Source organism: Intrasporangium zincisolvens (assembly GCF_034724055.1).
GTDB lineage: Bacteria > Actinomycetota > Actinomycetes > Actinomycetales > Dermatophilaceae > Monashia > Monashia zincisolvens.
The window spans coordinates 930,152-952,344 of record NZ_JAWIIL010000001.1 but is presented as its reverse complement, the minus strand read 5'-3'; the positions used below and the strand labels follow the sequence as shown (position 1 = coordinate 952,344).

The window sequence follows — 22,193 nt, the reverse complement described above, 5'->3', positions numbered from 1 at the left end:
AACCGCTCAGAGGCCGAGCTCGCGAGCACCCTCGGCCGAGGAGTCGCGGAGGAACTGCGCGCACCGCTGCTCCTCGTCGCTCTCGCCGATGGCGCGGGCGGCGCGCGACAGCGCCGCGAGCGCCCGGAGGAAGCCACGGTTCGGCTCGTGCGACCACGGCACCGGGCCCTGGCCGCGCCAGCCCGACTTGCGGAGCGCGTCGAGGGCGCGGTGGTAGCCGGTGCGGGCGTACGCGTACGCCTCGACGTCGCGGTCGCCGTCGGCGAGGGCGTCCTCGGCGAGGGTCGCCCAGGCGAGCGAGCTCGCGGGGAAGGCGGCCGCCACCTGGATGGGGTCGACCCCGGCGTCGAGCTTCTCGGCGGCCGGGTCGACGGCGAGGCGCGTCTCGGGGATGCCGAGCAGGTTGTCGCTCACTGGTGCGTGCCCGCCGAACGCAGCGCGGTGCAGGCCTCGACGATGCGCACCGCCATGGCCTCCTCGGCCGCCTTGCCCCAGGCGCGCGGGTCGTACTGCTTCTTGTTGCCGACCTCGCCGTCGACCTTGAGCACGCCGGCGTAGCCGGAGATCATCCAGTCGGCGATCTTGCGGGTGAAGGCGTACTGCGTGTCGGTGTCGACGTTCATCTTGACGACGCCGTTGTCGACGGCCGCCGAGATCTCCTCGGGCAGCGAGCCCGAGCCGCCGTGGAAGACGAGGTCGAAGGGGCGCGCGTCGTCGGACAGGCCGAGCTCCTTGGCGGCGGCCTGCTGGGCCTGCAGGAGGATCTCGGGACGCAGCTTGACGTTGCCCGGCTTGTAGACGCCGTGGACGTTGCCGAAGGTGAGGGCCGTCAGGTAACGGCCGTGCTCACCGGCGCCGAGTGCCTTGACGGTGGCGATGGCGTCCTCGGGGGTGGAGTAGAGCTTCTCGTCGATGGCTCCCTCGACGCCGTCCTCCTCGCCGCCGACCACGCCGACCTCGATCTCGAGGATGACGTTGGCGGCCTTGGCGAGGGCGAGCAGCTCCTGCGCGATCTGGAGGTTCTCGTCGAGCGGCACGGCCGAGCCGTCCCACATGTGCGACTGGAACCACGGGGTGCCGCCGGCCTTGACCCGCTCGGTAGACGCGGCGAGCAGGGGGCGCACGAAGCCGTCGAGCTTGTCCTTGGGGCAGTGGTCGGTGTGCAGCGCGATGTTGACGGGGTAGTTCTTGGCCACCTCGTGCGCGTAGGCCGCGAAGGCGAGCGAGCCGCTCACCATGTTCTTGATGCTCGGGCCGGAGAGGTAGTCGGCACCGCCGGTGGAGACCTGGATGATGCCGTCGGAGCCGGCGTCGGCGAAGCCCTTGAGCGCGGCGTTCAGCGTCTGCGAGCTCGAGACGTTGATGGCGGGGTACGCGAAGGAGCCGGCCTTCGCGCGGTCGAGCATGTCGGCGTACACCTCGGGGGTGGCGATGGGCATGGCGTCTCCTGCTGTCTCGTGCGGGTGGGGCGCTGTTTGAGGATGGTGGGCCCCACGGCGATCCGGTCCGCCGACGATCCTGCCACGCCGACCTGCCTCCGGTCAGCGGTGCCCACCCCTCGGTGAGCGCCCGCTCAGCCCGCCGCAGGGTCGAAGACGTACGGCGTCGTCGTCGCGACCCGGTGCAGCCCGAGGCGGCGCAGGATCGGCTCGGAGTCGGGCGAGGCGTCGACCCGGACGAAGTCGTTGCCGCGGGCGAGGCCGAGGCGCGCCCGGTGCAGCAGCGTGGCCCGGTAGAGGCCGCGGCCGCGCCACTCCGGCAGCGTCGAGCCGCCCCAGAGACCGGTGAAGCGGCTCGTGTCGTACTCCGAGCGGGCCGCGCAGAGCACCGGACCCTCGCGCGTCTCCTCGACGACGACGACGTCCATCGACCCCGGCTCGGTGGTCCAGCGCGGCAGCAGCGAGTCGACGACCCAGGGCTGTGGCTCGCCCCAGACCTCCTCGAGCATCGCGGCCATCCGCTCGAAGTCGGCGTCGGAGTCGGCGGCGCGCACGACGACGCCCTCGGGCAGCTCGATCTCCTGGGCGGCGAGCGGTGCGGCCTCGCCGAGGATGAGCGCCTCGTCGTCCTCCTTGACGAAGCCGGCGCGGACGAGGCGCTCGCCGAGGTCGGCGGGCTCGTCGTAGTCGTAGGTCTTCCACTCGACGCGCAGGCCGAGCCCGGCGAAGAACTCGCGCTGGCGCTCGATGACGGCGTCCCACGCGTCGGGGTCCGGGCCCAGGCCGTCGGGGCTCTCGATCATGTTCCAGCGGCCGCCGTCGACCTCGTACTCGCGCCGCACGAGGCCGTCGACCTCGAGGGGCCGCTGCGGGGTGCCGACGCGGATCGGCGCGCGGGTCTCGTCGTGGAAGACGCGGAGCAGCTCGGAGGTGTCGGCAGGAGGGGCATCGCTCTGGAACGAAGAGGGGTTCACACGCCCAGCCAAGCATGGTCGAATCCGTTCGTCATGCCTCTTTTCCACGCGCGCAGCGCAGCTCGCACCCACGGACCCGACGGATCGCTGAGCGACCGGGCCACGCGGGCGCTGGCCGACGCCCGGCCGCTCCCGTTCTGGACGGATCGCCTCGAGCGGCCCGATCCACGCCCGGCCCTCACCGGAGCCGCACCGCGCACCGACCTGCTCGTCGTCGGCGGCGGGTTCACCGGCCTGTGGGCTGCCTTGCAGGCCAAGGAGGCCGACCCGTCGCGCGACGTCGTCGTCGTGGAGGCCGGACGAATCGCCGACGGCGCGTCGGGGCGCAACGGCGGCTTCATGGCACCCTCGCTGACCCACGGGCTCGCGCAGGGCATGGCGTGCTGGCCCGACGAGATGGGCACTCTCGACCGCCTCGCCGCCGAGAACTTCGACGCCATCGTCGCAACCCTCGAGCGGCACGGCATCGACGCCGACCTGCACCGCCCGGGCGAACTGACCCTCGCGCTGACCGAGCACCAGGTGCCGTCGGTGCGTGAGTCCTACGAGCTGCACCGGGCACACGGCGTGCCCGCCCTGCTGCTCGACGTCGCGGAGGTCCGGGCCCGCGTCGACTCACCCCGCTACCTCGGGGGCATGTACGACCCCGAGGTGGCGCTCGTCGACCCGGCCCGCCTCGTGTGGGGACTGGCCCGCGCCGCGGAGGCGCTCGGGGTGCGGATCCACGAGCACACGCGCGCCACGGCTTTCGACGCCGAGGGCTCGGGCGTGCGGGTGCGTCTGGACGGCGGGTCGATCCACGCCGGACGCGTCGTTATCGGCACCAACGCCTCGCAGGGCGTGCTCAAGCGGTTCAGCGCGTGGGTGCTGCCGGTGTACGACCACGTGCTCATGACCGAGCCCCTGACGCCCGCGCAGCTGGCCGCCATCGGCTGGGAGGGCCGCGAGGGTCTCACCGATGCTGGCAACCAGTTCCACTACTACAGAAGGACGCTCGATGACCGGGTGCTCTTCGGCGGGTACGACGCGAACTACCACTTCCCCGGGCGCATCGACCCGGCGCTCGAGCAGAACGACGCCTCGCACGGGCTCCTCGCCGACCACTTCCTCGACCTCTTCCCGCAGCTCGAGGGCATCCGCTTCACGCACCGGTGGGCCGGCGTCATCGACACGACCTCGCGGTTCACGCCGGTGTTCGGCACGGCGCTCGGCGGCCGGATGGCCTACGCCGTCGGCTACACCGGCCTCGGCGTGGCCTCGACGCGTTTCGGTGCGGCCGTGGCCCTCGACCTCGTCGACGGCCGTGACACCGAGCTGACCCGGCTCGGGATGGTGCGCCGCAAGCCGGTGCCGTTCCCGCCCGAGCCGGTGCGCTATGCGGCGGTGGCCGCCACGCGTGCCTCGCTCGCCGCCGAGGACCGCACCGGCCGCAGAAACCTGTGGCTGCGCGCGCTCGACCGGATGGGCGTCGGCTTCGACTCGTGACCTCCGGCGGCCGGGGACGTCAGAGCACGGTGAGCTCGGTGGGGCGGGTGTTGAACCGCTCGACGCCGGTGTCGGTGACGGCGACGATGTCCTCGATGCGCGCGCCCCAGCGGCCGGTGAGGTAGACGCCCGGCTCGATGCTGAAGGTCATGCCGGCCTCGAGGGGCAGGTCGTTGCCCTCGACGACGTACGGCTCCTCGTGGACGTCCAGCCCGATGCCGTGGCCGGTGCGGTGGATGAAGTGCTCGGCGAGGCCGGCCTCGGCGAGCACGGCCCGGCCGGCACGGTCGACGTCCTGGCACGTGACGCCGGGTCGGACGACGTCGACCGACGCCTGCTGCGCGGCCTGCAGCGCCGCGTAGACCTCGGCGACGTCGGGCTCGGTGGGCGAGCCGACGGCGTAGGTGCGGGTGCTGTCGGAGTTGTAGCCCGAGGGCAGCGGACCGCCGATGTCGACGACGACGACGTCGCCCTGCTGCACGACGCGGTCGCTGACCTCGTGGTGCGGGCTGGCGCCGTTCGGGCCCGACCCGACAATGACGAAATCGGCCACGGCGTGGCCCTCCTCGACGATCGCGGCGGCGATGTCCGCAGCCACCTCCGCCTCGGTGCGACCTGCCCGCAGCCACTCCCCCACGCGCGCGTGCACCCGGTCGATGGCCGCGCCCGCGAGGCGCAGCTGCTCGAGCTCGGCGGCGTCCTTGCGCATCCGGAGCTCGCGCAGGACCGGCCCCGCCAGCTGCTGCTCGGAGGCACCGGCGTCGCGCAGCCGCAGGGCGTGCAGCGCCGGGGTCATGTCGGACACCGCCACCGGCCCACGGGGCACGCCGGCGAGAGCCAGCGCGTACGCGTCCTCGCCGTCGACCCACGTGCGCACCTCGACGCCGAGGTCGCCGAACGGCACGTGCCCGAGCCCGGCGAACTCCAGCCGAGGCGAGACGAACACCGGCGCCACGGACGCGTCGGTCGGCACGACGAGGGCGGTCAGCCGCTCGAACGACGACCCGGCCACGCCGACGAGGTAGCGCAGGTCCGAGCCCGGCGACACGACGACCGACGCGAGGCCGGCGTCGGCCGCGTGACCCCGCAACCGGTCGAGGCGTGAGCGCATCGTCGTGACGTCGAGGACCGAGGTGTGGGTGCCCATGCGCCGACCGTACTCCGGGCGCCCGGGGCGCCCGCACAGCCTCCGCCCTCAGAGGGAGGCCCCGACGGCGTGCGCTGCCTACGCTGGCGACATGGCGACCCGACACCGCGCGTCCGGCGCCCCGTGGCGCACCCGCCTGCTGGCGTGGTTCGGCGTCGACGAGGCCTGGGAGCGCGTCCCCGACGACCCGGCGCGGGCCCGCCGGACCGATGCAGTGCTCGCGGCGGCGTTCCTCGTGGCGGGCTCGCTCGGCGTCGAGCTGCTGCGGAGCATCGACGCCCTCGGCAGCTTCTCCGGCTCCTACGTCTGGCCCCACGTCGCAGTCGCGGCCGGGACCCTGCCCCTCGCCTGGCGCCGGCAGCGGCCGCTGCTCGTCGCGGTGTGGCTCTCGCTGCACTTCTTCGTCGTCGGCATCACGCTGCCGCCCGTCGTGAGCTCGATGCCGATGCAGGTCGTCTACTTCCTCGCGATCTTCACCGGGGTGGCGTGGGCCCGCGACCGTCGGGCCATGCTCGCCGTCGTCACCGGGATCGTCCTGCTCATGTTCGGCTGGCTCACCTGGCAGCTCGCGGTGGGCAGCGGCGTCGAGGAGGCCCTCGGGCATGCGGGGAAGCCGCTGCCTCGCCAGGGGCTCTTCTCCCCCTCCACCGCGTACGTCGTGTACACGCTGCTCGTCAACGTCCTCTACTTCGGCGGCGCGATCATCGGTGGGCAGGCGGCCTGGCGTGCGGCGCTGCACCGCGAACGGCTCGCCTCCCAGGCCCACACGATCGAGGAGCAGGCCGCCGAGCTGCAGCGCCGCGCCGTGGTCGAGGAGCGCCTTCGCATCGCGCGCGAGCTGCACGACGTCGTGGCCCACCACGTGTCGGTCATCGGCATCCAGGCGGCGGCCGCCCGCCGGACGCTCCGGCGGGACGTCGACGTCGCCGAGGCGTCGCTGCGCGCGGTCGAGGGCTCCTCCCGCGACGCCGTGACCCAGATGCGGGCGCTGCTCGGTACGCTGCGGTCGGCCGACGAGGACGCCGGGCCGACGCCGCGGGCGCCCGAGCCGCGCCTTGCCGACGTGCCCGCGCTCGTGCAGCAGACGCGTGAGTCCGGACTCGACGCGCACTGTCGCGTCGTGGAGGACACCCCGGGTGCGCTCGACGGCGTGCCCGGGCCGCTCGGGCTCTCGCTCTACCGGACCGCCCAGGAGGCGCTGTCGAACGTGCGCCGCCACTCGACCGCACGGGCGGCCCAGGTGTTCGTCCGGGTCGACCGACGCCCCGAGCCCGGGTTCGCCCACGGGTACGCCGAGGTCGAGGTGCTCGACGACGGCCGCCCGCGCACGGGCACGTCGGGAACCGGCTTGGGACTGTTGGGGATCCGCGAGCGCCTCGCGACACACGGTGGCGTCGGCGAGATCGGCCCGCGGGTCACCGGCGGCTACCGTGTGCGCGTCCGCATGCCGCTGCCCGAGGAGACCCCGTGACGACCGTCCTGCTCGTCGACGACCAGCAGCTCGTCCGCTCCGGCTTCTCCCTCATCCTGTCGGTGGAGGACGACCTCGAGGTGGTCGGCGAGGCCGCCGACGGCGCCGAGGCCGTACGGCGCACCGCCGAGCTGCGGCCCGATGTCGTCCTCATGGACGTGCAGATGCCGGTGCTCGACGGCATCGAGGCCACCCGACGCATCGTCGAGGCCGACCTGTCGAAGGTCGTCATCCTCACGACCTTCGACCGCGACGACTACGTCTTCGCGGGACTCGCGGCCGGGGCGAGCGGGTTCCTGCTCAAGAACGCCGAGCCCGAGCAGCTCGTCGACGCCGTCCGCGCCGTCGCGGGTGGGCACGCCCTGCTCGCACCCCAGGTGACGCGTCGGGTCATCGAACGCATGACGAGCGGCGAGGCGTCGGGCGGGAAACGCACGGGTGCAGGCGGATCCGCGCACCCTGGCGACACGCGCGACGCGCAGCTCGACCGGCTCACCCCGCGAGAGACGGAGGTGCTCGGCCTCGTCGGGCGGGGCCTGTCGAACGCCGAGATCGCCGCCCACCTGGTGCTCGGCGAGGCGACCGTCAAGACCCACGTGTCGAACGTCCTGTCGAAGCTGCACCTGCGCGACCGTGTCCAGGCCGTCGTCCTCGCCTACGAGGCCGGGCTCATCCGCGCGGGGGACACCGACGTTCCTCCTCCGGGCTGATCCGCCGGGCGCCGGCCCGGCCTAGCGTGGAGACATGACGACTTTCGGGGACACCGACCACCGGCCGGACCACCGGGACGCCGACGCGGCGCACCCGCCGGACGCGTCCGCAGGAGGCGTCGAGGTGCGCGGCCTGACCCGGACGTTCGGGCAGGTGCGGGCCGTCGACGGCGTGTCGTTCACCGTGCCGCCGGGGCTGCTCACCGGCTTCGTCGGGGGGAACGGCGCCGGCAAGACGACGACGATGCGCATGATCATGGGCGTGCTGGCGCCGACGAGCGGCGAGGTGCTCTGGGGCGGCCGGCCGATCAGCGCGGGCGACCGGCGCACGTTCGGCTACATGCCGGAGGAGCGCGGCCTCTACCCCAAGCAGCCGGTGCTTGACCAGCTCGTCTACCTCGGGCGGCTCCGTGGCCTGTCGACGGCCGCGGCGCGGGCCTCGGTCACCGAGCACCTCGAGCGGCTCGGGCTCACCGACCGGGCCAAGGACCACGTCGAGAAGCTGTCGCTCGGCAACCAGCAGCGGGTGCAGATCATCGCCGCGCTCATGGGCCAGCCGCAGGCCCTCGTCCTCGACGAGCCGTTCAGCGGCCTCGACCCGGTGGCCGTCGACAACATGGCCGACCTCCTGCGTGAGCACACGGCCCGCGGCGTGCCGGTGCTCTTCTCCAGCCACCAGCTCGACCTCGTCGAGCGGCTCTGCGAGCGGCTCGTCGTGCTCTCCCGCGGTCGCGTCGTCGCGAACGGTAGCCCCGACGAGCTGCGCTCGCGCTCGGTGGTGCGTCACCGCATCGTCCTGTCGGGCGACGCCGGCTGGGTGCGCGGCGTCCCCGGAGTCCACGCCGTCGACGTGGAGGGGTCGAGCGCGCTCGTCGAGGTCGTCGAGCCCGGCGCCGAGCGGGCCCTGCTCGCCGAGGCGGTCCGGCGCGGCGACGTCCACGAGTTCGCGCCCCAGCGTCCGTCGCTGGCCCAGATCTACCGCGAGGTGACGGCATGACGACGACCCGCAACCAGCCCGACGGGCTCGACCACCCGACGCACGAACGCGTCGGCGACTCCGAACCGGGCCACCTGTCCCACGAGGGCGTCGGCCGCGCCTGGACGGTCGTCGCGATGCGCGAGGTCGTCGTGCGGCTCACCAACCGCGCCTTCCTCGTCTCCACGGCGCTGACCCTGGTCTTCCTCGCCGGCTACGGCGCCTTCGCCGCCTGGCAGTCCGGCCGCACGACGACGTGGACCGTCGCCGTCAGCACGACCGACGCGTCGGCCGCGGGCCCGCTCGTGGCCGCCACGGGCCGGGCCGCGCACGCCACCGACGACACGGCCGTCGTCACGACGAAGCCGGTGACCAGCGCGTCGGCGGCCCGGGCGGCCGTGACCGACGGTGACGCCGACGTGTGGCTGCACCGCACCGACACCGGCTGGACCGTGACGTCCGCCGACGACGTCCCGACGGGGCTGCGCACCGCGCTCGAGCAGGCCGTGCGCACCGACGCCCTCGAGCGCAACGCCGCCGCGGCCGGCACGACCCTGACGGCGCTGCAGCAGGGTTCGACCCTCGCGCTCGACCGGTTCTCCGGCGGCGGCATCGACACGGGCTTCGTCAAGGCCGTCACGTTCGCCTTCGCGCTGCTCTTCTTCATGTCGGCGATGATGTTCGGCCAGCAGATCGCGGCCAGCGTCGTCGAGGAGAAGCAGTCGCGCCTCGTCGAGATCATCGCCACGGCGATCCCGGTGCGCCAGCTGCTCGCCGGCAAGGTCGTCGGCAACGCCGCCATCGCCCTCGGTCAGGTCGTGCTCATCGCCGGGGTGGGGCTCGTCATGGTGTCGTTCACCGACTTCTCGGCCCTGCTGCCGACGCTGTCGACGGCGGTCGTGTGGTTCGTCCTCTTCTTCGCCGTCGGGTTCTTCGCCCTGGCCTGCCTGTTCGCCGTGGCCGGGGCGCTGGCCTCGCGCACCGAGGACCTGCAGAGCACGACCGCCCCGATGACGACGATCCTCATGCTCGTCTACGTCGTCAGCTTCGGCCTGAGCGGCACGGCCCTCACCGTCGCCTCGTACGTGCCGGTGGCCTCGGTCGTGACGATGCCGGCGCGGATCCTGTCCGGCGACGCGTCATGGTGGGAGGCGGTCCTGTCGCTGCTCGTCATGGTCGTGTTCTCGGCCGTCACCGTCGTCGTCGGCGAGCGCATCTACCGTCGGTCGCTGCTGCAGACGCGAGGCCGCGTGTCGTGGCGGCAGGCGCTGCGCACGGCCGACTGACGCCACGGCCCGGACGCGTCCGGGTGGAGGTATCCGGTCGCGCTCGAGCGCGATGCGACACGTCGACTCCCGGGGATGGCGGACGGGCCGAGGTGCTTCGTCGCGGGTCGCCGCGACGCGATACCTCTACTCCCGGAGGAGCGGCCGACCGACGCGGCCGTGCGACGCGCGTCCTTACTTGCAGCCGACCTGCACCTGCGAAGTCCTTGCCGAGTGCAGACCGACTGCGGGTGCCGGCCGCGGCCGCCGGCGCCTACCGTGGAGGGGACGCCGGATGCGTGGTGCGTGGCTCGGATCGCTCCCCTGGGCCGCGCCGAACGGGCCTCGACCGCGATTGGTCGGGGCCCGTTGTCATGCCCGGACGCCTGCGGGCCGTTCCCCCTCGACCGTGACGTGCCGGTAGGGCGAGCACCAGAGCCACAGCGCCGACGCCGCGAGGCCCACGACGCCGACCCCGATCGCGACGCGGTTGCCGAACGACGCTGCGAGCCAGCCACCGAGCGGGGCCGCGACGGCGATGGTGCCCCAGTTGAACGAGCGGATCGTCGCGTTCATCCGGCCGCGGAGCCGGTCGGGCGTCACGAGGTTGCGGTAGCTCATCTCGAGCGGGCCCTTGACCCCCATGGCGAGCCCGAAGAGGGCGTTGGCCACGAGCGGCCAGACGATGGCGGCCGGGCCGGGCCGCGCCAGCAGGAGCAGGGCGTACGCGACGGGGTTGGCCCACTCCGTCGCCTGGACGACCCGGCCGGTGCCGAAGCGAACGCCGAGCCGGGGCGCGAGCCCCGCCCCGACGACGCCCGTGACGCCGGTCGCGGCGAGGACCAGCCCGATGCCGAGCGCGTCGAGGTGCAGCTCGGTCGTGGCGAAGTACACGAGGACCGTGGTGACGATGCCGTTGGCGAAGAACCAGAGGTGCAGCGACACGGCGTAGGGCCCGAGCGTCGCGTGCCGGTAGACCCAGGCCGCCCCCTCGCGCAGCTCGGTCCACAGGTGTCGCGGTCGCTCGTCCGCGGCCGGCTCCGGGCGTCGCTCCTCGACGCGCAGCGTGGCGAGGACGACCGCCGATACGGCGTAGGAGGCCGCGTCGACGAGCACGGCGACCGGCGCCGACAGCAGCCGCACCAGCGCCCCGCCGACGAGCGGGCCCAGGGACTGCGTCGCCGAGTAGGTCTGGGCGAGGCGGGCGTTCGCCGTGGGCAGCCACGCCGGCTCGACGATCGTCGGCAGCAGCGACAGGTGCGCCGCGCTGAAGAACATCGACGCGGAGCCGACGACGAAGACGAGCACCGCGAGGACCGGCACGGTCAGGTGCCCGGTGAGCGCGAGGAACCCGACGGCGCCGAGCACCGCCGCGCACAGCACGTCGGCACCGATGAGCAGCGGGCGGCGGCGCACCCGGTCCACGACGACACCGGCGAGGAGGCCGAAGAGCAGGTAGGGCAGCCACTGCGCCGACCGCACGACGCCGAGGGCCACCTGGTCGGCATGGAGCGTCTCGATGAGGAGCAGCTGCAGGGCGAGCGCCGAGACGAACGTGCCGAGGTTGGACACCGCGTCGGCGAACCAGTAGCGGGCGAACGTCGCGTGGCGCCGGGTCGCACCGGCAGCACTGCCGTGCCCGAGCGGTTCGCCGACCTCCACGACGGCCCCTTCCCCTGGTGCCCGGCCCGGCGTCGTCCGACACCGCGGCCGGGCACCAACCTAGGGGGCGCACCGTCGCGTCGCGTCAGGCGGTGGCCGGTGTGCGCGCCGGCACCGGCTGCGGCGCCGGCGGGCCGACGTAGCGGGCCGCGGGCCGGATGATCTTCGGGTCGCGGGCCTGCTCGAGGACGTTCGCGGTCCAGCCGACGGCGCGGGCCACGCAGAAGGTCGGCGTGAACATGCTCGGCTCGAGCCCGGCCAGGCGCATGACGACGCCGGCGTAGTACTCGACGTTGGCGTAGAGCGGGCGGTCCGGCTTGAGCTCGGCCAGGACCCGCTCGATCGTCGCCTCGACGCCGATCGCGAAGTCCACGAGCGGGTCGTCCCACCGGCGAGCGACGCCCTTGAGCATCTCCGACCGGGGGTCGTGCGTGCGGTAGACGGCGTGGCCGAAGCCCATGATGCGGGCGCCGCTGCCGACCTGCTCGCGCACCCACGGCTCGGCGCGGTCGGGCGTGCCGATCTCCTCGAGGGCCTCGAGCGCACGGCTCGGGGCGCCGCCGTGCCGGGGCCCCGCGAAGGAGCCGATGGCCCCGACGAGGCAGGCCGCGAGGTCCGAGCCGGTGCTCGCGATGACCCGGGCGGTGAAGGTCGAGGCGTTGAAGCCGTGGTCCATCGTCGCCACGAGGTACTGCTCGACGGCGCGGGCGTCGCGCTCGGTGGGCAGTGAGCCGGTCACCATCCGCAGGTAGTCGGTGGCATGGTCGAGGTCGGGGTCGGCAGGCACCGGGTCGAGCCCGTGCCGGAGGCGGTGCGACGCCGCGAGGATCGTCGGGGTGACCGCCACGGCGGCCATGGCCGAGGCGAGCCGCTCGTCCTCGCCGGCGTCGTAGAGCAGGCGCTGGCCGGTGATGCCGCCCCACGCCGACAGCGCGGTGCGCAGCACCTGGAGCGAGTCAGTGGTCGTGGCGCAGATCGCGGGCAGCAGGTCGGCGAGTGCCGGCGGCAGGACGCGCAGGCGGCCGGCCTCGGAGCGCAGGGCGTCGAGCTCGGCGGCGGAGGGCAGGTGGCCGTGGAAGAGCAGGTGCCAGGCCTCCTCGAAGCCGACGGCCTCGGCCAGCTCGACGGCCGAGTACTGCCGGTAGTGGAAGAAGCCTTCGTCGCCGCGGACGTCGCCGATCTCGGTGTCGGTGACGACGACCTTGGACAGGCCGGGCGGCACGATGACGAAACCGGCGGGGGTCGGCGCAGGCGACGCGGCGGGTATCGGGGCTGAGGCGTGGGTGGACATGGCGTGCTCCTCTCGGGTTCACTCGTCACCCTCAGCCATGTTGATCAACATCGTCAATGTTGATCTGGTCAACGTTGATCGGGTCAACACCGACCGAGCCAGCCACCCCCGAGGAGGAGCCGTGACGGCATCGCGCAGCCCGTGGATCACGACGACCGAGGCCGCCCAGCGCCTCGGCGTCAAGCGCGCGACGCTCTACGCCTACGTCAGCCGCGGGCTGCTGCGCAGCGAGCGGCGGCCCGGCCAGCAGGAGAGCCTCTTCGACCGCGCGCAGGTGGAGGCCATGGCCTCGGCCACGCGCGCCGTCGGCACGCCCCATTCGGTGCTGAGGTTCCGCACCGTGGCCACCGCCGTGAGCAGCCAGGTCGAGGGTGAGCTGCGCTACCGGGGCGTGCCGCTCGACGACGCCGTCGACGTCGGGTCGGTAGAGCGCGTCACCGGCCTGATCCTGGGTTCCCTTGCACCCCAGCACTTCTCGGACGCTGACGTAACGCTGCCGCGGATGCCACGACTCATCGAGGCGACGCGGCCGGCAGCGCGCGCGCTCGTCCACCTCCCGCTCGAGCGCCGCGTGCCGGTCGCCGTGCAGCTGCTCGCGGCGTCCGACCCGTTCGCCGGCGACACCGACCCCGAGCGGGTCCGCGCGGCTGCACCCGGGGTCGTTGCGGGTGCCGTCGCGCTCGCCGGCGGTACCCGTGTCCGGGCCGGCTCGACGCTCGACCCCCTAGCCGACCTCACGCTCGCCGCGCTCGGCGGCGGCCCGGCGCCCCACGCGTCCGAGGTCGTCGGCGTCCTGCTCGTCACGCTCCTCGACCACGGCCTCACCGCCTCTACCGTGGCGGCCCGGGTGGCCGCCTCGACCCGAGCCGGCCTGCACGACTGCCTCGTCGCCGCCTACGCAGCGATGGCGGGCCCGTTGCACGGGGCCGCTCCCGTCGCCGCACACGCCCTCCTCGCCGACGCGTCCGGCACGTCCGGCGCGTCGGGCACGCCCGACGCGTCCGATGCCGTGGCGCGGGCGCTGCGCACCCACGGCGTCGTGCCCGGGTTCGGGCACTTCCTCTACCCCGACGGTGACCCGAGGGCCGAGGTCGTGCTCGAGCGCGTCCGCCGGCTGCCGGGCGCGGAGCCCGTCGTCGAGCGGGTCGAGGCGCTGGCGGCGGTCGTCGTCGAGCGCACCGGTGCCCTGCCGAACATCGACCTCGCGAGTGCCGCGGCCCTGCACGCCCTCGGGCTGCCGGCCGCCGCGGGCGAGGTGCTCTTCCAGGTGGCCCGCTCGTTCGGCGTCGCGGCGCACGTCGTCGAGGAGTACGCGGAGGAGCCCCTGCGCTGGCGCGGCCGCGACCCCTCCGCCTGAGAGGTCAGGGTCGTTGGTCGAAGACGTGGCGGCGGACCCACGCGTGCATCGCCACGGCTGCGGCGGCCCCGGCGTTGATCGAGCGCGTCGAGCCGAACTGCTCGATGTGCAGCACCACCTCGCACGCCGCCCGCATCGGCTCGCTGAGGCCGGGCCCCTCCTGGCCGAAGACGAGGACGCAGCCTCGGGGCAGGTCGTAGGTCTCGAGCGGCAGCGAGCCGGGCAGGTTGTCGACCCCGACGAGCACGAGGCCGGCCTCGCGCGCCCACGTGGCGAGCGCCTCGGCGTCGGCGTGGTGGTGCTCGTGCTGGTAGCGGTCGGTGACCATCGCGCCGCGCCGGTTCCAGCGCCGGCGGCCGACGATGTGGAACGCCCGGGCGCCCATGGCGTTGGCGGTGCGGATGACGGAGCCGATGTTGAAGTCGTGGCCCCAGTTCTCGACGGCGACGTGGAAGTCGTGCCGACGGGTGTCGAGGTCGGCGACGATCGCGTCGTGGCGCCAGTACCGGTAGGCGTCGACGACGTTGCGGCGGTCACCGTGCGCGAGCAGCTCGGGGTCCCAGTGCGCCCCCTCGGGCCAGGCGCCCTCCCACGGGCCGACACCGACCTCGACACCGACCTCGACACCGCCCTCGGCACCGACCTCGGCACCGACGGCGGCAGCCGGCGAGGCGGTGGGTTCGCGGGGGTCGTGGGGCACCGGCCGAGTCTACGAGCGGGCGCATCGGAGCACCGACCCGCACCGACCCGCACCGACCCGCACCGAGCCGCATCGGCCCGCGCCTGCACGCGCACAGGACGGGCACAGCGCGGATTGAGGAGATCCGGATCGCACCGCCTACCCTTGGGCGCATGCACGCACTCGCCGCCGCCTCCGCCCTCGGCCCGAAGTGGATGGACCCGACGTACCTGCTCCAGCAGTACGGGAGCGCGTTCTTCGTCATCGCGCTCGTCATCGTCTTCGTCGAGTGCGGGCTGCTCTTCCCGATCCTGCCCGGCGACTCGCTCCTCTTCGCGGTCGGCCTCTTCATCGCCACCGGCCAGGTCGACATCAACCTGTTCGTCGCGATCGCGGCCCTCACCGGCGCGGCCTTCCTCGGCAACGTCGTCGGCTACGAGATCGGACGCGGCGTCGGCCGGCCGCTCTACAAACGACAGGGCCGCTTCATCAACACCGCGAACTTCGACAAGACCAACGTGTTCTTCGACAAGTACGGCAACCGCGCCCTCGTCCTGGGCCGGTTCGTGCCGATCGTGCGCACCTTCATCACCGTCGTCGCGGGCGTCGGCCGGATGCACCGCCGGCGCTTCTTCGGCTGGAGCGCCATCGGCGCCGTCGCCTGGGTCGTCAGCCTGACCCTCCTCGGCTACTTCCTCGGCCAGGTCTTCCCGGGCCTGACGAAGAACATCGAGTACGCGGTCCTGCTCATCGTGCTCGTGTCGGTCATCCCGATGGCCATCGAGATCGTCAAGCACCGCCGCGAGGCCCGTGAGGTCGTCACGGAGATCGGCGACGCCGCGAACGAGTCGGGCGCCTCCCCCAGCGAGTCCCGCGACCGCCTCCGCTGACCCGTCCGCGGACCCGTCCGGTGGCCGGGCCCGGCCGCCGCTGACTCGTCGACGCCCTCGGCCGTCGGCCGCGGTTGCGTCGAACCCGGCACACCACCGCGCCCTCCGGAGCAGACTGGTCGGTACAGGGGTGGACGGAGGCCGACATGGACACCGACGACACCGACGACGCCGACACGACGCGCGGGGCCGCTCCCGCAGGGGCCGATGGGGTGGACGCGGGGCTGGACGCCCTCGGCGGGACCGGCGAGACCGACCTGTCGAGCCTCTACCGGGCCAGCGTCCGCGGCTGGGTCGACCGAGTCGCCGTGCTCGGCCCCGACGACTGGGACCGCCCGACGCCGTGCTCGGCCTGGACGGTCCGGGACCTCGTCAACCACGTGACGGGCGAGGACCTCTGGACGGTCCCGCTCATGGAGGGCGCGACGATCGAGGAGGTCGGCAGCCGCTATGACGGTGACGTCCTCGGCGCCGACCCCGTCGCCGCCGCCACGCACGCCGCGTCGGAGGCCCAGGACGTCGTGGGCGCGACGCTGCCGAGCGCCGGGACGGTGCACCTGTCCTACGGCACCGAGTCGATGGACGAGTACGTGCGTCAGCTGCTCGCCGACCACGTCGTGCACGGCTGGGACCTCGCCGCGGCGACGGGTGGCGACACCACTCTCGACGTGTGGCTCGTGACCGCCGTCGCCACGTGGTTCGACGAGCGCGAGGAGCTCTACCGGTCGGTCGGCGCGGTGGGCGCGCGCCGGACGATGTCCGGCGTCCCGGGTGCCGACCTGCTCGCGCGCTTCGGGCGCGACGCCGCGTGGGGGCCGGTGCACGCCGCCTTCGCCGCGTTCGTCGCGGCGTTCGGTCGCGGCGACGTCGACGCGATCATGGCGCTCATGACGCCGGACTGCGTCTTCGAGGCCACCGGCCCGGCCCCCGACGGGACGCGCCACGAGGGGGCCGACGCCGTGCGGACCGTGTGGGAGGACCTGTTCAGCGGCACGCGCGACCCCCGTTTCACCGAGGAGGAGTCCTTCGTCGCCGGCGACCGCGGGGTGCTGCGCTGGCGCTTCGACTGGGTCGAGGAGGACGGCTCCCCCGGGCACGTGCGGGGGGTCGACGTCGTGCGGCTGCGCGACGGGAAGGTCAGCGAGAAGCTGTCCTACGTCAAGGGCTGACGCGCGCGGTCAGGACCCCGGAGCGTCGGTCGGGCGTCGCGACGCGTCCGCTCAGGCGTCGGGGCGCGTCCGGTCGACGCTCGGGTCGGGCGCCGTGACGTCGGCGGGGGCGTCGGCCTGCGGGAGGCCACCGGGCTGGGTCGAGGGCCCGGCGACGGCGCCGGGCTGCGTGGACCCGCCGACGGCCGGCGCGCCCGGGCCACCGGGGGCCGAGCCGAAGGTGCCGGGGGCCTGGTCGCCGAAGGAGACGTTCGGAACCGCGGCCTCGGCGGCCGGGGTCTCGAAGTACTCGGCACGCTTGACCCCGGCCAGGTTCGCGACGATGTTCGAGGGCACCGACTCGACCTTGGTGTTGAGGTCGCGGACCAGGGCGTTGTAGTAGCGGCGCGAGGAGGCGATGCGATCCTCGGTGCTCGACAGCTCCTGCTGGAGCGAGAGGAAGTTCTGGTTCGCCTTGAGGTCGGGGTAGGCCTCGGCGACGGCGATGAGGCGCCCGAGCGCCTGGCTCAGCGCACCCTCGGCCTGCGCGGCCTCGGCCGGCGACGGCGAGCCGGACATCGCGGCCGACCGGGCCCGCATGACCTCCTCGAGGGTGCCGCGCTCGTGGGCGGCGTAGCCCTTGACCGTCTCCACGAGGTTGGGGATGAGGTCGTGCCGACGCTTGAGCTCGACGTCGATCTGGCGCCAGCCCTCCTCGACGCGGTTGCGCAGGCGGATCAGGCCGTTGTAGCTGACGACGCCCCAGATGCCGAGGAGCACGACGAGCGCGAGCAGGATCCAGACGATGATCATGAGGTTCTCCACTGAGCGTGAGGCGTGAGGGCGTCAGGGCGTGACGGTCCGTGGCACCGATCCTAGACCGGTGGGTCCCGCCGGTCGGCGCGTCGGGAGAGGTCCGGCCGGGCGGCACCGGTGCTGCGACGCGGTGCGCGCCGGACGCGTTCCACCGGCCCGACGCGTCCCACCGCGCTGGTGTCGGCGGGCGTCCGTACGCTGCCGTCATGGACGACGCTCGCCTCGCCCTCGACTTCACCGCCGAGCTGTGGCGGTGGGAGGCGCAGACGGGCTGGTTCTTCGTCACGGTGCCGCCCGAGGCCTCCGAGCTCGTCCGCGAGCGGCCGCGGCCACCGCGCGGGTTCGGGTCGGTGCGGGTGCGCGTCACCGTCGGCGGGTCGAGCTGGTCGACGTCGATCTTCCCCGACGCGTCCCGCGGCGCCTACGTGCTGCCGATGAAGCAGGCGGTGCGCCGGGCCGAGGGCCTCGGTGAGGGCGACCCGGCCGACGTGCACCTCGAGGTGCTCGAGTGAGCCCGGACGCCGGTCGCGTCGGCGCCGCCGCCGGGCAGGCTCGGGCGCCCGCGGCCAACCGGGTGACGCCGCTCGGCGAGGTCGTCGCGGCGCCCGGGCGCGGGTCGTGGACGGGCAACCGGGGCCGGCTGCACGACGGCGCCGGCACGCGTCAGGTGCGCCGCCACCACGTCGGCCGCGCGTGGATCACGTGCGTGCTCGAGTTCCGCGACCGCCGCGTCGACCAGTGGCATCCCGGCCACTACACGCCGCTCTTCTTCCTCGACGAGGCCGTGGCGCTCGCCGCCGGGCACCGGCCGTGCGCCGAGTGCCGACGGGCCGACTACGTGCGGTTCCGCGACCTCGTCGCGGCCGGGCTCGGGGCCGAGCGTCTCGCGGCGCCCGAGCTCGACCGGCTCCTGCACGAGGAGCGTTGGGACTCCCGGCACCGCACCCGGCGGTTGCACGCCGCGGCCTGGGCGGACCTGCCCGACGGCGCGTTCGTCCTGCTCGACGCGGGCCCGGCGCGCGTCGCCGGTGACGCCCTCGTGCCGTGGCGCGCCGACAACTCCTACGCGTCGGCCGAGTCGTTCGTGACGCGCCCGTCGCGCGGTACGGCGACCGTCCTCACCCCGCCCTCGAGCCTCGATGCGCTGCGGCGCGGGTACCCCGTGCAGGTGGGGGCGCCCGCGCCGCCGGGTGCGTGACGCGTCAGTCGCGGCGGGTCGGGTCCGTCGGGACCGTCAGTCGACGGCCATCTCGCCGAGGGCCGACCACTCGGTGCCCGGCACCGAGACGTTGACGATGTCGGGCGTGCGGGCGAGGTAGCCCCGCAGCGTCGCGGTGGCCGTGCGGAAGTGCGCGCTCTGAACGTGGGCCGCGCCGGCGTCGTCGTCGCGGAAGGCCTCGACGAGCACGTAGACGGTCGGGTCGTCGAGGCTGCGCGACCAGTCGAACCACAGGCAGCCGTCCTCGGCCCGGGTGGCCTCGGTGAACTCCCGCGACAGGTCGGGCCAGGCGTCGGCGTGCTCGGGCTTCACGGGGAACTTCGCGGTGATGAAGATCAACGTCTCTCCTCGGTCGGTGGCGCGACGCCAGACGTGGGATGTGCTGCGGCTCAGGCGAGCCCGAGGTCCTCGAGGGTGTAGACGAACCGGTACTCGACGCCGGCCTCGTCGGTGATGCGCTCGCCGGCGCCGGTGGCGCGGTCGGCGATCGTCGCGACGGCCACGGGGTTGCCGCCGTCCTCACGCACCGCCTTGACGGCCTCGAGCGGCGAGGCGCCGGTGGTCGTGGTGTCCTCGACGACGAGCACGTCGCGGCCCTTCACCGAGGGGCCCTCGATGCGCTGCTGGAGGCCGTGGGCCTTGCCCGCCTTGCGCACGACGAACGCGTCGAGCCGCTCGCCCGCGGCGGACGCGGCGTGCAGCATCGAGGTGGCGACCGGGTCGGCGCCGAGCGTCAGGCCGCCGACCGCGTCGAAGGAGAGGTCCTTGACGAGGTCGCGCATGACGACGCCGACGAGCGGGGCGGCCTCGCCGTCGAGGGAGATGCGGCGCAGGTCGACGTAGTAGTCGGCCTCCTTGCCCGAGGACAGCGTGACGCGTCCGTGGACGATGGCCTTGTCCTTGATGATCTCGAGGAGTCGGGCGCGGGCGGTGGCGATGTCGGGCGTCTCGGTCACGCCCTCGATGGTAGGGCCCGCCGCAGGAGGCCGGCGCCGGGGCTCAGTCGCCGCGGCGGCTCGGCAGCTTGGTGCTGCGCAGCTGGCCACGCACCAGCGGTCGCGGCAGCACGCGCAGCAGCGTCGACACAGCCTTGTACTGCAGGCCGGGCACCGACACGACGCGGCCCCGGGCGACGTCGTCGAGGCAGTCGGCGACGAGCCGGTGCGCGTCGAGCCACATGAACTTCGGCCCGGGGCTGGAGATGCCGGCGCGCTGCTGGAACTCGGTCGAGGTGAAGCCGGGGCACAGCGCCGTGGCCGTCACTCCGGTGCCGGCGAGGTCGCCCGCAAGCCCCTCGGTGAAGACGGTGACCCACGACTTGGCCGCCGAGTACGTGCCCGAGGCGAGCCAGCCGGCCACCGACGACACGTTGACGACGGCGCCGTGGCGGCGCTCGACCATGGCCCGCGCGCCCGCGTGCGACAGCACGAGCACGGCCCGCGTCAGCACGTCGAACATCCGCTCCTCGTCGGCGAGGTCGTTGCGCAGGAACCGGCCGCGCAGGCCGTAGCCGGCGTTGTTGACGAGCAGGTCGACCGGCCGGTCCGGGTCGGACAGGCGGTCGGCGACGCGCTGGAGAGCCTCGCGGTCGGACAGGTCGGCGGTGAGCACCTCGACGTCCGCTCCCCCGCGCCGCAGCACGCCCGCGAGCTCCTCGAGCCGGGCCGTGTCCCGGGCCACGAGGACGAGGTCGTGACCGCGTCCGGCGAGCTGGACCGCGAACTCCCGCCCGATGCCGGCACTCGCACCTGTGACGAGGGCAGTGGGACGCGTCGGACGCGTCGAAGGCGTCGAAGGCGTCGAGGGCCTCGAGGGCCTCGAGGGCGTCGGGCTGGACGCGTCGGCGGCTGTGGGCTCCGTCATGCGGCACACCCTAGGCACCACGCGACTGCCTTGTCCCTCTAGGGTGTCCGACCATGCGAGTCGCCACGTGGAACGTCAACTCCATCCGCTCCCGCATCGACCGGGTGGAGGCGTGGCTGGAGCGCACCGGCGTCGACGTGCTCGCGATCCAGGAGACGAAGGCCCGCGAGGACCAGTTCCCGTTCGAGCGGTTCGCGGCCCTGGGGTACGAGGTAGCCCACCACGGCCTCAACCAGTGGAACGGCGTCGCCATCGTCTCCCGCGTCGGCCTCGACGACGTCACGGTCGGCTTCGACGGCATGCCCGGCTGGGGTGAACCGGTGGCTCCGGAGGCCCGCGCCATCGGCGCCACGTGCGGCGGCGTGCGCATCTGGTCGCTCTACATCCCCAACGGCCGCTCGCTCGACGACCCGCACCTGACGTACAAGCTCGACTGGCTCGGCGCGCTCGCGCAGGCCGGACGCGGGTGGCTCGCGACCGACCCCGAGGCGCAGATCGCCCTGCTCGGCGACTGGAACATCGCCCCGACGGACGCCGACGTGTGGAGCGTCGAGTACTACGCCGACAAGACCCACACCTCCCCCGGCGAGCGCGCTGCCTTCCAGGGGGTCGTCGACGCCGGGTTCGCCGACGTCGTGCGCCCGCACACGTCCGAGCCGGGGACCTTCACGTACTGGGACTACACGCAGCTGCGCTTCCCCAAGCGCCAGGGCATGCGGATCGACTTCGCGCTGTGCTCGCCGGCCCTGGCCCGACGCGTCGTCGGCGCCGCCATCGACCGCGAGGAGCGCAAGGGCAAGGGCGCCTCCGACCACGCCCCGGTCGTCTTCGAGGTCGAGGGGGTGGACGCGTGAGGCGCCACGACCGCCGGGGCATCGTCACGCCCGACGGCGCCGTGCTGTCGGTGCACACCCACGCCCACCCGGACCTGGCCCCCGACGCCCCGACGCTCGTGCTCGCCCACGGCTGGGCCGTCAACCACGAGAGCTGGCTGCCGGTCGTCGAGGAGCTCGCCGACGAGCCGGTCCGCGTCGTGCTGTGGGACCAGCGCGGGCACGGCCGCTCGACGATCGGGCTGCGCCGCGCGGAGATGGGCTCCCTGTCGGTCGAGCACACCGGCCGCGACCTCGACACCGTGCTGCGCACCGTCGTGCCGGCGGCCTCGCCCGTCGTGCTGGCCGGGCACTCGATGGGCGGCATGACGGTCATGGCCCTGGCCGAGCAGCGCCCCGACCTCTTCGGCACCCGGGTCCGTGCGGCCCTGCTCGTCGCGACGGCATCCTCCGGCGTCGCGCTCGGCGAGCGGACCGGCGAGGCAGCCGTCATGCGGATGGCGGCGCGGGGTCTTCCCCTCCCGCCCGGCGGCAACGGACGCATCCGCGCGCTCGTCGGTGGCCTCTTCGGCGAGAACCCTGACCCTGCTGCGGTCGAGACCGCCCGGGCCCAGGTCGCGGCGACGAAGCTCGCGACGTTCGGGGCCTTCTACGGCGCGCTGCTCACAGCCGACCAGAGCGCCGGTTTCCTCGGCCTCGAGCGCGTCCGCGTCGGCATCGTCGCCGGCCGCCTCGACCCGCTCATGCCCGTGGCGCGGGCGCACGCCCTGCGCGTCGCCCTGCCGCACGCCACCTTCACCGAGCTGCCGCACGCCGGCCACATGCTGCCCTGGGAGGCGACCGACGTCGTCGCCGACGAGGTCCGCGACCTGCTCGCGGAGATGCGCGCGCGTCGCGCGTCCGCCTGACCCACCCGCCGTCGCGTCGGCGCGGCCCGACGCGTCAGCGCGGCCCGTCGCGTCGGCGCG

23 protein-coding genes are annotated in these 22,193 nt (G+C 74.0%); 12 read left to right on the top strand and 11 right to left on the bottom strand.

Going from position 1 to position 22,193, the window contains the following annotated elements; genetic code table 11:
• Positions 1-6: 6 nt before the first annotated feature.
• From RY076_RS04320 to RY076_RS04310, 3 genes are all read right to left on the bottom strand, one after another.
• The gene (locus tag RY076_RS04320; protein WP_323096363.1) at positions 7-414 is read right to left on the bottom strand and encodes a DUF3151 domain-containing protein; all 408 of its coding nucleotides are present in this window, start codon (positions 412-414) and stop codon (positions 7-9) included.
• Positions 411-1,439, bottom strand: a complete 1,029-nt coding sequence (gene fbaA / locus RY076_RS04315) for a class II fructose-bisphosphate aldolase (protein WP_323096362.1) — start codon at positions 1,437-1,439, stop codon at positions 411-413. Before fbaA ends, RY076_RS04320 begins: the two co-directional genes overlap by 4 nt.
• 134 nt (positions 1,440-1,573) lie before the next feature.
• Positions 1,574-2,413 (bottom strand): GNAT family N-acetyltransferase, encoded by an 840-nt coding sequence (locus tag RY076_RS04310; RefSeq protein ID WP_323096361.1) that lies wholly within the window; start codon positions 2,411-2,413, stop codon positions 1,574-1,576.
• Between the two features lie 33 nt (positions 2,414-2,446).
• On the opposite strand from RY076_RS04310, the gene RY076_RS04305 reads away from it, so the two are divergent.
• On the top strand, positions 2,447-3,898 hold the full coding sequence (locus tag RY076_RS04305) for an NAD(P)/FAD-dependent oxidoreductase (RefSeq protein WP_323096360.1): 1,452 nt from the start codon (positions 2,447-2,449) through the stop codon (positions 3,896-3,898).
• Between the two features lie 19 nt (positions 3,899-3,917).
• Here the strand turns inward: RY076_RS04305 and RY076_RS04300 are convergent, their stop codons facing one another.
• Positions 3,918-5,045 (bottom strand): M24 family metallopeptidase, encoded by a 1,128-nt coding sequence (locus RY076_RS04300; RefSeq protein ID WP_323096359.1) that lies wholly within the window; start codon positions 5,043-5,045, stop codon positions 3,918-3,920.
• A 91-nt stretch (positions 5,046-5,136) separates the two neighbouring features.
• Between RY076_RS04300 and RY076_RS04295 the strand changes: the two genes are divergently transcribed.
• Genes RY076_RS04295 through RY076_RS04280 form a run of 4 tightly spaced genes read left to right on the top strand, consistent with a single transcriptional unit; the run spans position 5,137 to position 9,488 of the window.
• Positions 5,137-6,516 (top strand): sensor histidine kinase, encoded by a 1,380-nt coding sequence (locus RY076_RS04295; RefSeq protein WP_323096358.1) that lies wholly within the window; start codon positions 5,137-5,139, stop codon positions 6,514-6,516.
• The gene (locus RY076_RS04290) at positions 6,513-7,226 is read left to right on the top strand and encodes a response regulator transcription factor (RefSeq protein ID WP_323096357.1); all 714 of its coding nucleotides are present in this window, start codon (positions 6,513-6,515) and stop codon (positions 7,224-7,226) included. The genes RY076_RS04295 and RY076_RS04290 overlap by 4 nt, the downstream gene beginning before the upstream one ends.
• 34 nt (positions 7,227-7,260) lie before the next feature.
• On the top strand, positions 7,261-8,223 hold the full coding sequence (locus tag RY076_RS04285; protein ID WP_323096356.1) for an ABC transporter ATP-binding protein: 963 nt from the start codon (positions 7,261-7,263) through the stop codon (positions 8,221-8,223).
• Positions 8,220-9,488, top strand: coding sequence for an ABC transporter permease (locus tag RY076_RS04280; protein WP_323096355.1), 1,269 nt, complete (start codon positions 8,220-8,222; stop codon positions 9,486-9,488). The genes RY076_RS04285 and RY076_RS04280 overlap by 4 nt, the downstream gene beginning before the upstream one ends.
• A gap of 351 nt (positions 9,489-9,839) precedes the next feature.
• On the opposite strand, the gene RY076_RS04275 is transcribed toward RY076_RS04280, so the two are convergent.
• Together RY076_RS04275 and RY076_RS04270 are read right to left on the bottom strand one after the other, a co-directional pair.
• Positions 9,840-11,129 (bottom strand): MFS transporter, encoded by a 1,290-nt coding sequence (locus tag RY076_RS04275; RefSeq protein WP_323096354.1) that lies wholly within the window; start codon positions 11,127-11,129, stop codon positions 9,840-9,842.
• Positions 11,130-11,214: 85 nt separating this feature from the next.
• A complete protein-coding gene (locus tag RY076_RS04270) occupies positions 11,215-12,420 on the bottom strand; it encodes a citrate/2-methylcitrate synthase (protein ID WP_323096353.1) in 1,206 nt (401 codons plus the stop codon).
• A 121-nt stretch (positions 12,421-12,541) separates the two neighbouring features.
• On the opposite strand from RY076_RS04270, the gene RY076_RS04265 reads away from it, so the two are divergent.
• Complete coding sequence (locus RY076_RS04265) at positions 12,542-13,777, top strand: citrate/2-methylcitrate synthase (protein WP_323096352.1); 1,236 nt, start codon at positions 12,542-12,544, stop codon at positions 13,775-13,777.
• Positions 13,778-13,781: 4 nt separating this feature from the next.
• Here RY076_RS04265 and RY076_RS04260 read toward each other — a convergent pair whose 3' ends face one another.
• Positions 13,782-14,477: a TrmH family RNA methyltransferase gene (locus RY076_RS04260; protein ID WP_323096351.1), complete on the bottom strand. Its 696-nt coding sequence runs from the start codon at positions 14,475-14,477 to the stop codon at positions 13,782-13,784.
• 152 nt (positions 14,478-14,629) lie between these two features.
• Here RY076_RS04260 and RY076_RS04255 point away from each other — a divergent pair, with 152 nt between their 5' ends.
• Complete coding sequence (locus RY076_RS04255) at positions 14,630-15,346, top strand: DedA family protein (protein ID WP_323096349.1); 717 nt, start codon at positions 14,630-14,632, stop codon at positions 15,344-15,346.
• Between the two features lie 146 nt (positions 15,347-15,492).
• Positions 15,493-16,515: a TIGR03086 family metal-binding protein gene (locus RY076_RS04250; RefSeq protein WP_323096348.1), complete on the top strand. Its 1,023-nt coding sequence runs from the start codon at positions 15,493-15,495 to the stop codon at positions 16,513-16,515.
• A gap of 51 nt (positions 16,516-16,566) precedes the next feature.
• On the opposite strand, the gene RY076_RS04245 is transcribed toward RY076_RS04250, so the two are convergent.
• Positions 16,567-17,307 carry a LemA family protein gene (locus RY076_RS04245; RefSeq protein WP_323096347.1) on the bottom strand — a complete coding sequence of 247 codons (741 nt, stop codon included), beginning with the start codon at positions 17,305-17,307 and terminating at the stop codon, positions 16,567-16,569.
• A gap of 209 nt (positions 17,308-17,516) precedes the next feature.
• Here RY076_RS04245 and RY076_RS04240 point away from each other — a divergent pair, with 209 nt between their 5' ends.
• Together RY076_RS04240 and RY076_RS04235 are read left to right on the top strand one after the other, a co-directional pair.
• Positions 17,517-17,822, top strand: coding sequence for a DUF1905 domain-containing protein (locus tag RY076_RS04240; protein ID WP_323096346.1), 306 nt, complete (start codon positions 17,517-17,519; stop codon positions 17,820-17,822).
• Positions 17,819-18,508 (top strand): hypothetical protein, encoded by a 690-nt coding sequence (locus tag RY076_RS04235; protein WP_323096345.1) that lies wholly within the window; start codon positions 17,819-17,821, stop codon positions 18,506-18,508. Before RY076_RS04240 ends, RY076_RS04235 begins: the two co-directional genes overlap by 4 nt.
• Positions 18,509-18,544: 36 nt before the next feature.
• Here the strand turns inward: RY076_RS04235 and RY076_RS04230 are convergent, their stop codons facing one another.
• The 3 genes from RY076_RS04230 to RY076_RS04220 are packed head-to-tail and all read right to left on the bottom strand — an operon-like array spanning position 18,545 to position 20,392.
• The gene (locus tag RY076_RS04230; protein ID WP_323096344.1) at positions 18,545-18,868 is read right to left on the bottom strand and encodes a putative quinol monooxygenase; all 324 of its coding nucleotides are present in this window, start codon (positions 18,866-18,868) and stop codon (positions 18,545-18,547) included.
• A gap of 50 nt (positions 18,869-18,918) precedes the next feature.
• Complete coding sequence (gene pyrE / locus RY076_RS04225) at positions 18,919-19,485, bottom strand: orotate phosphoribosyltransferase (RefSeq protein ID WP_323096343.1); 567 nt, start codon at positions 19,483-19,485, stop codon at positions 18,919-18,921.
• Between the two features lie 43 nt (positions 19,486-19,528).
• Entirely contained in the window at positions 19,529-20,392 is an 864-nt protein-coding gene (locus RY076_RS04220; protein ID WP_323096342.1) for an SDR family NAD(P)-dependent oxidoreductase, read from the bottom strand.
• Between the two features lie 53 nt (positions 20,393-20,445).
• Here RY076_RS04220 and RY076_RS04215 point away from each other — a divergent pair, with 53 nt between their 5' ends.
• Together RY076_RS04215 and RY076_RS04210 are read left to right on the top strand one after the other, a co-directional pair.
• Positions 20,446-21,246 carry an exodeoxyribonuclease III gene (locus tag RY076_RS04215; RefSeq protein ID WP_323096341.1) on the top strand — a complete coding sequence of 267 codons (801 nt, stop codon included), beginning with the start codon at positions 20,446-20,448 and terminating at the stop codon, positions 21,244-21,246.
• Entirely contained in the window at positions 21,243-22,133 is an 891-nt protein-coding gene (locus tag RY076_RS04210) for an alpha/beta fold hydrolase (protein WP_323096340.1), read from the top strand. The genes RY076_RS04215 and RY076_RS04210 overlap by 4 nt, the downstream gene beginning before the upstream one ends.
• The last annotated feature ends 60 nt before the right edge of the window (positions 22,134-22,193 follow it).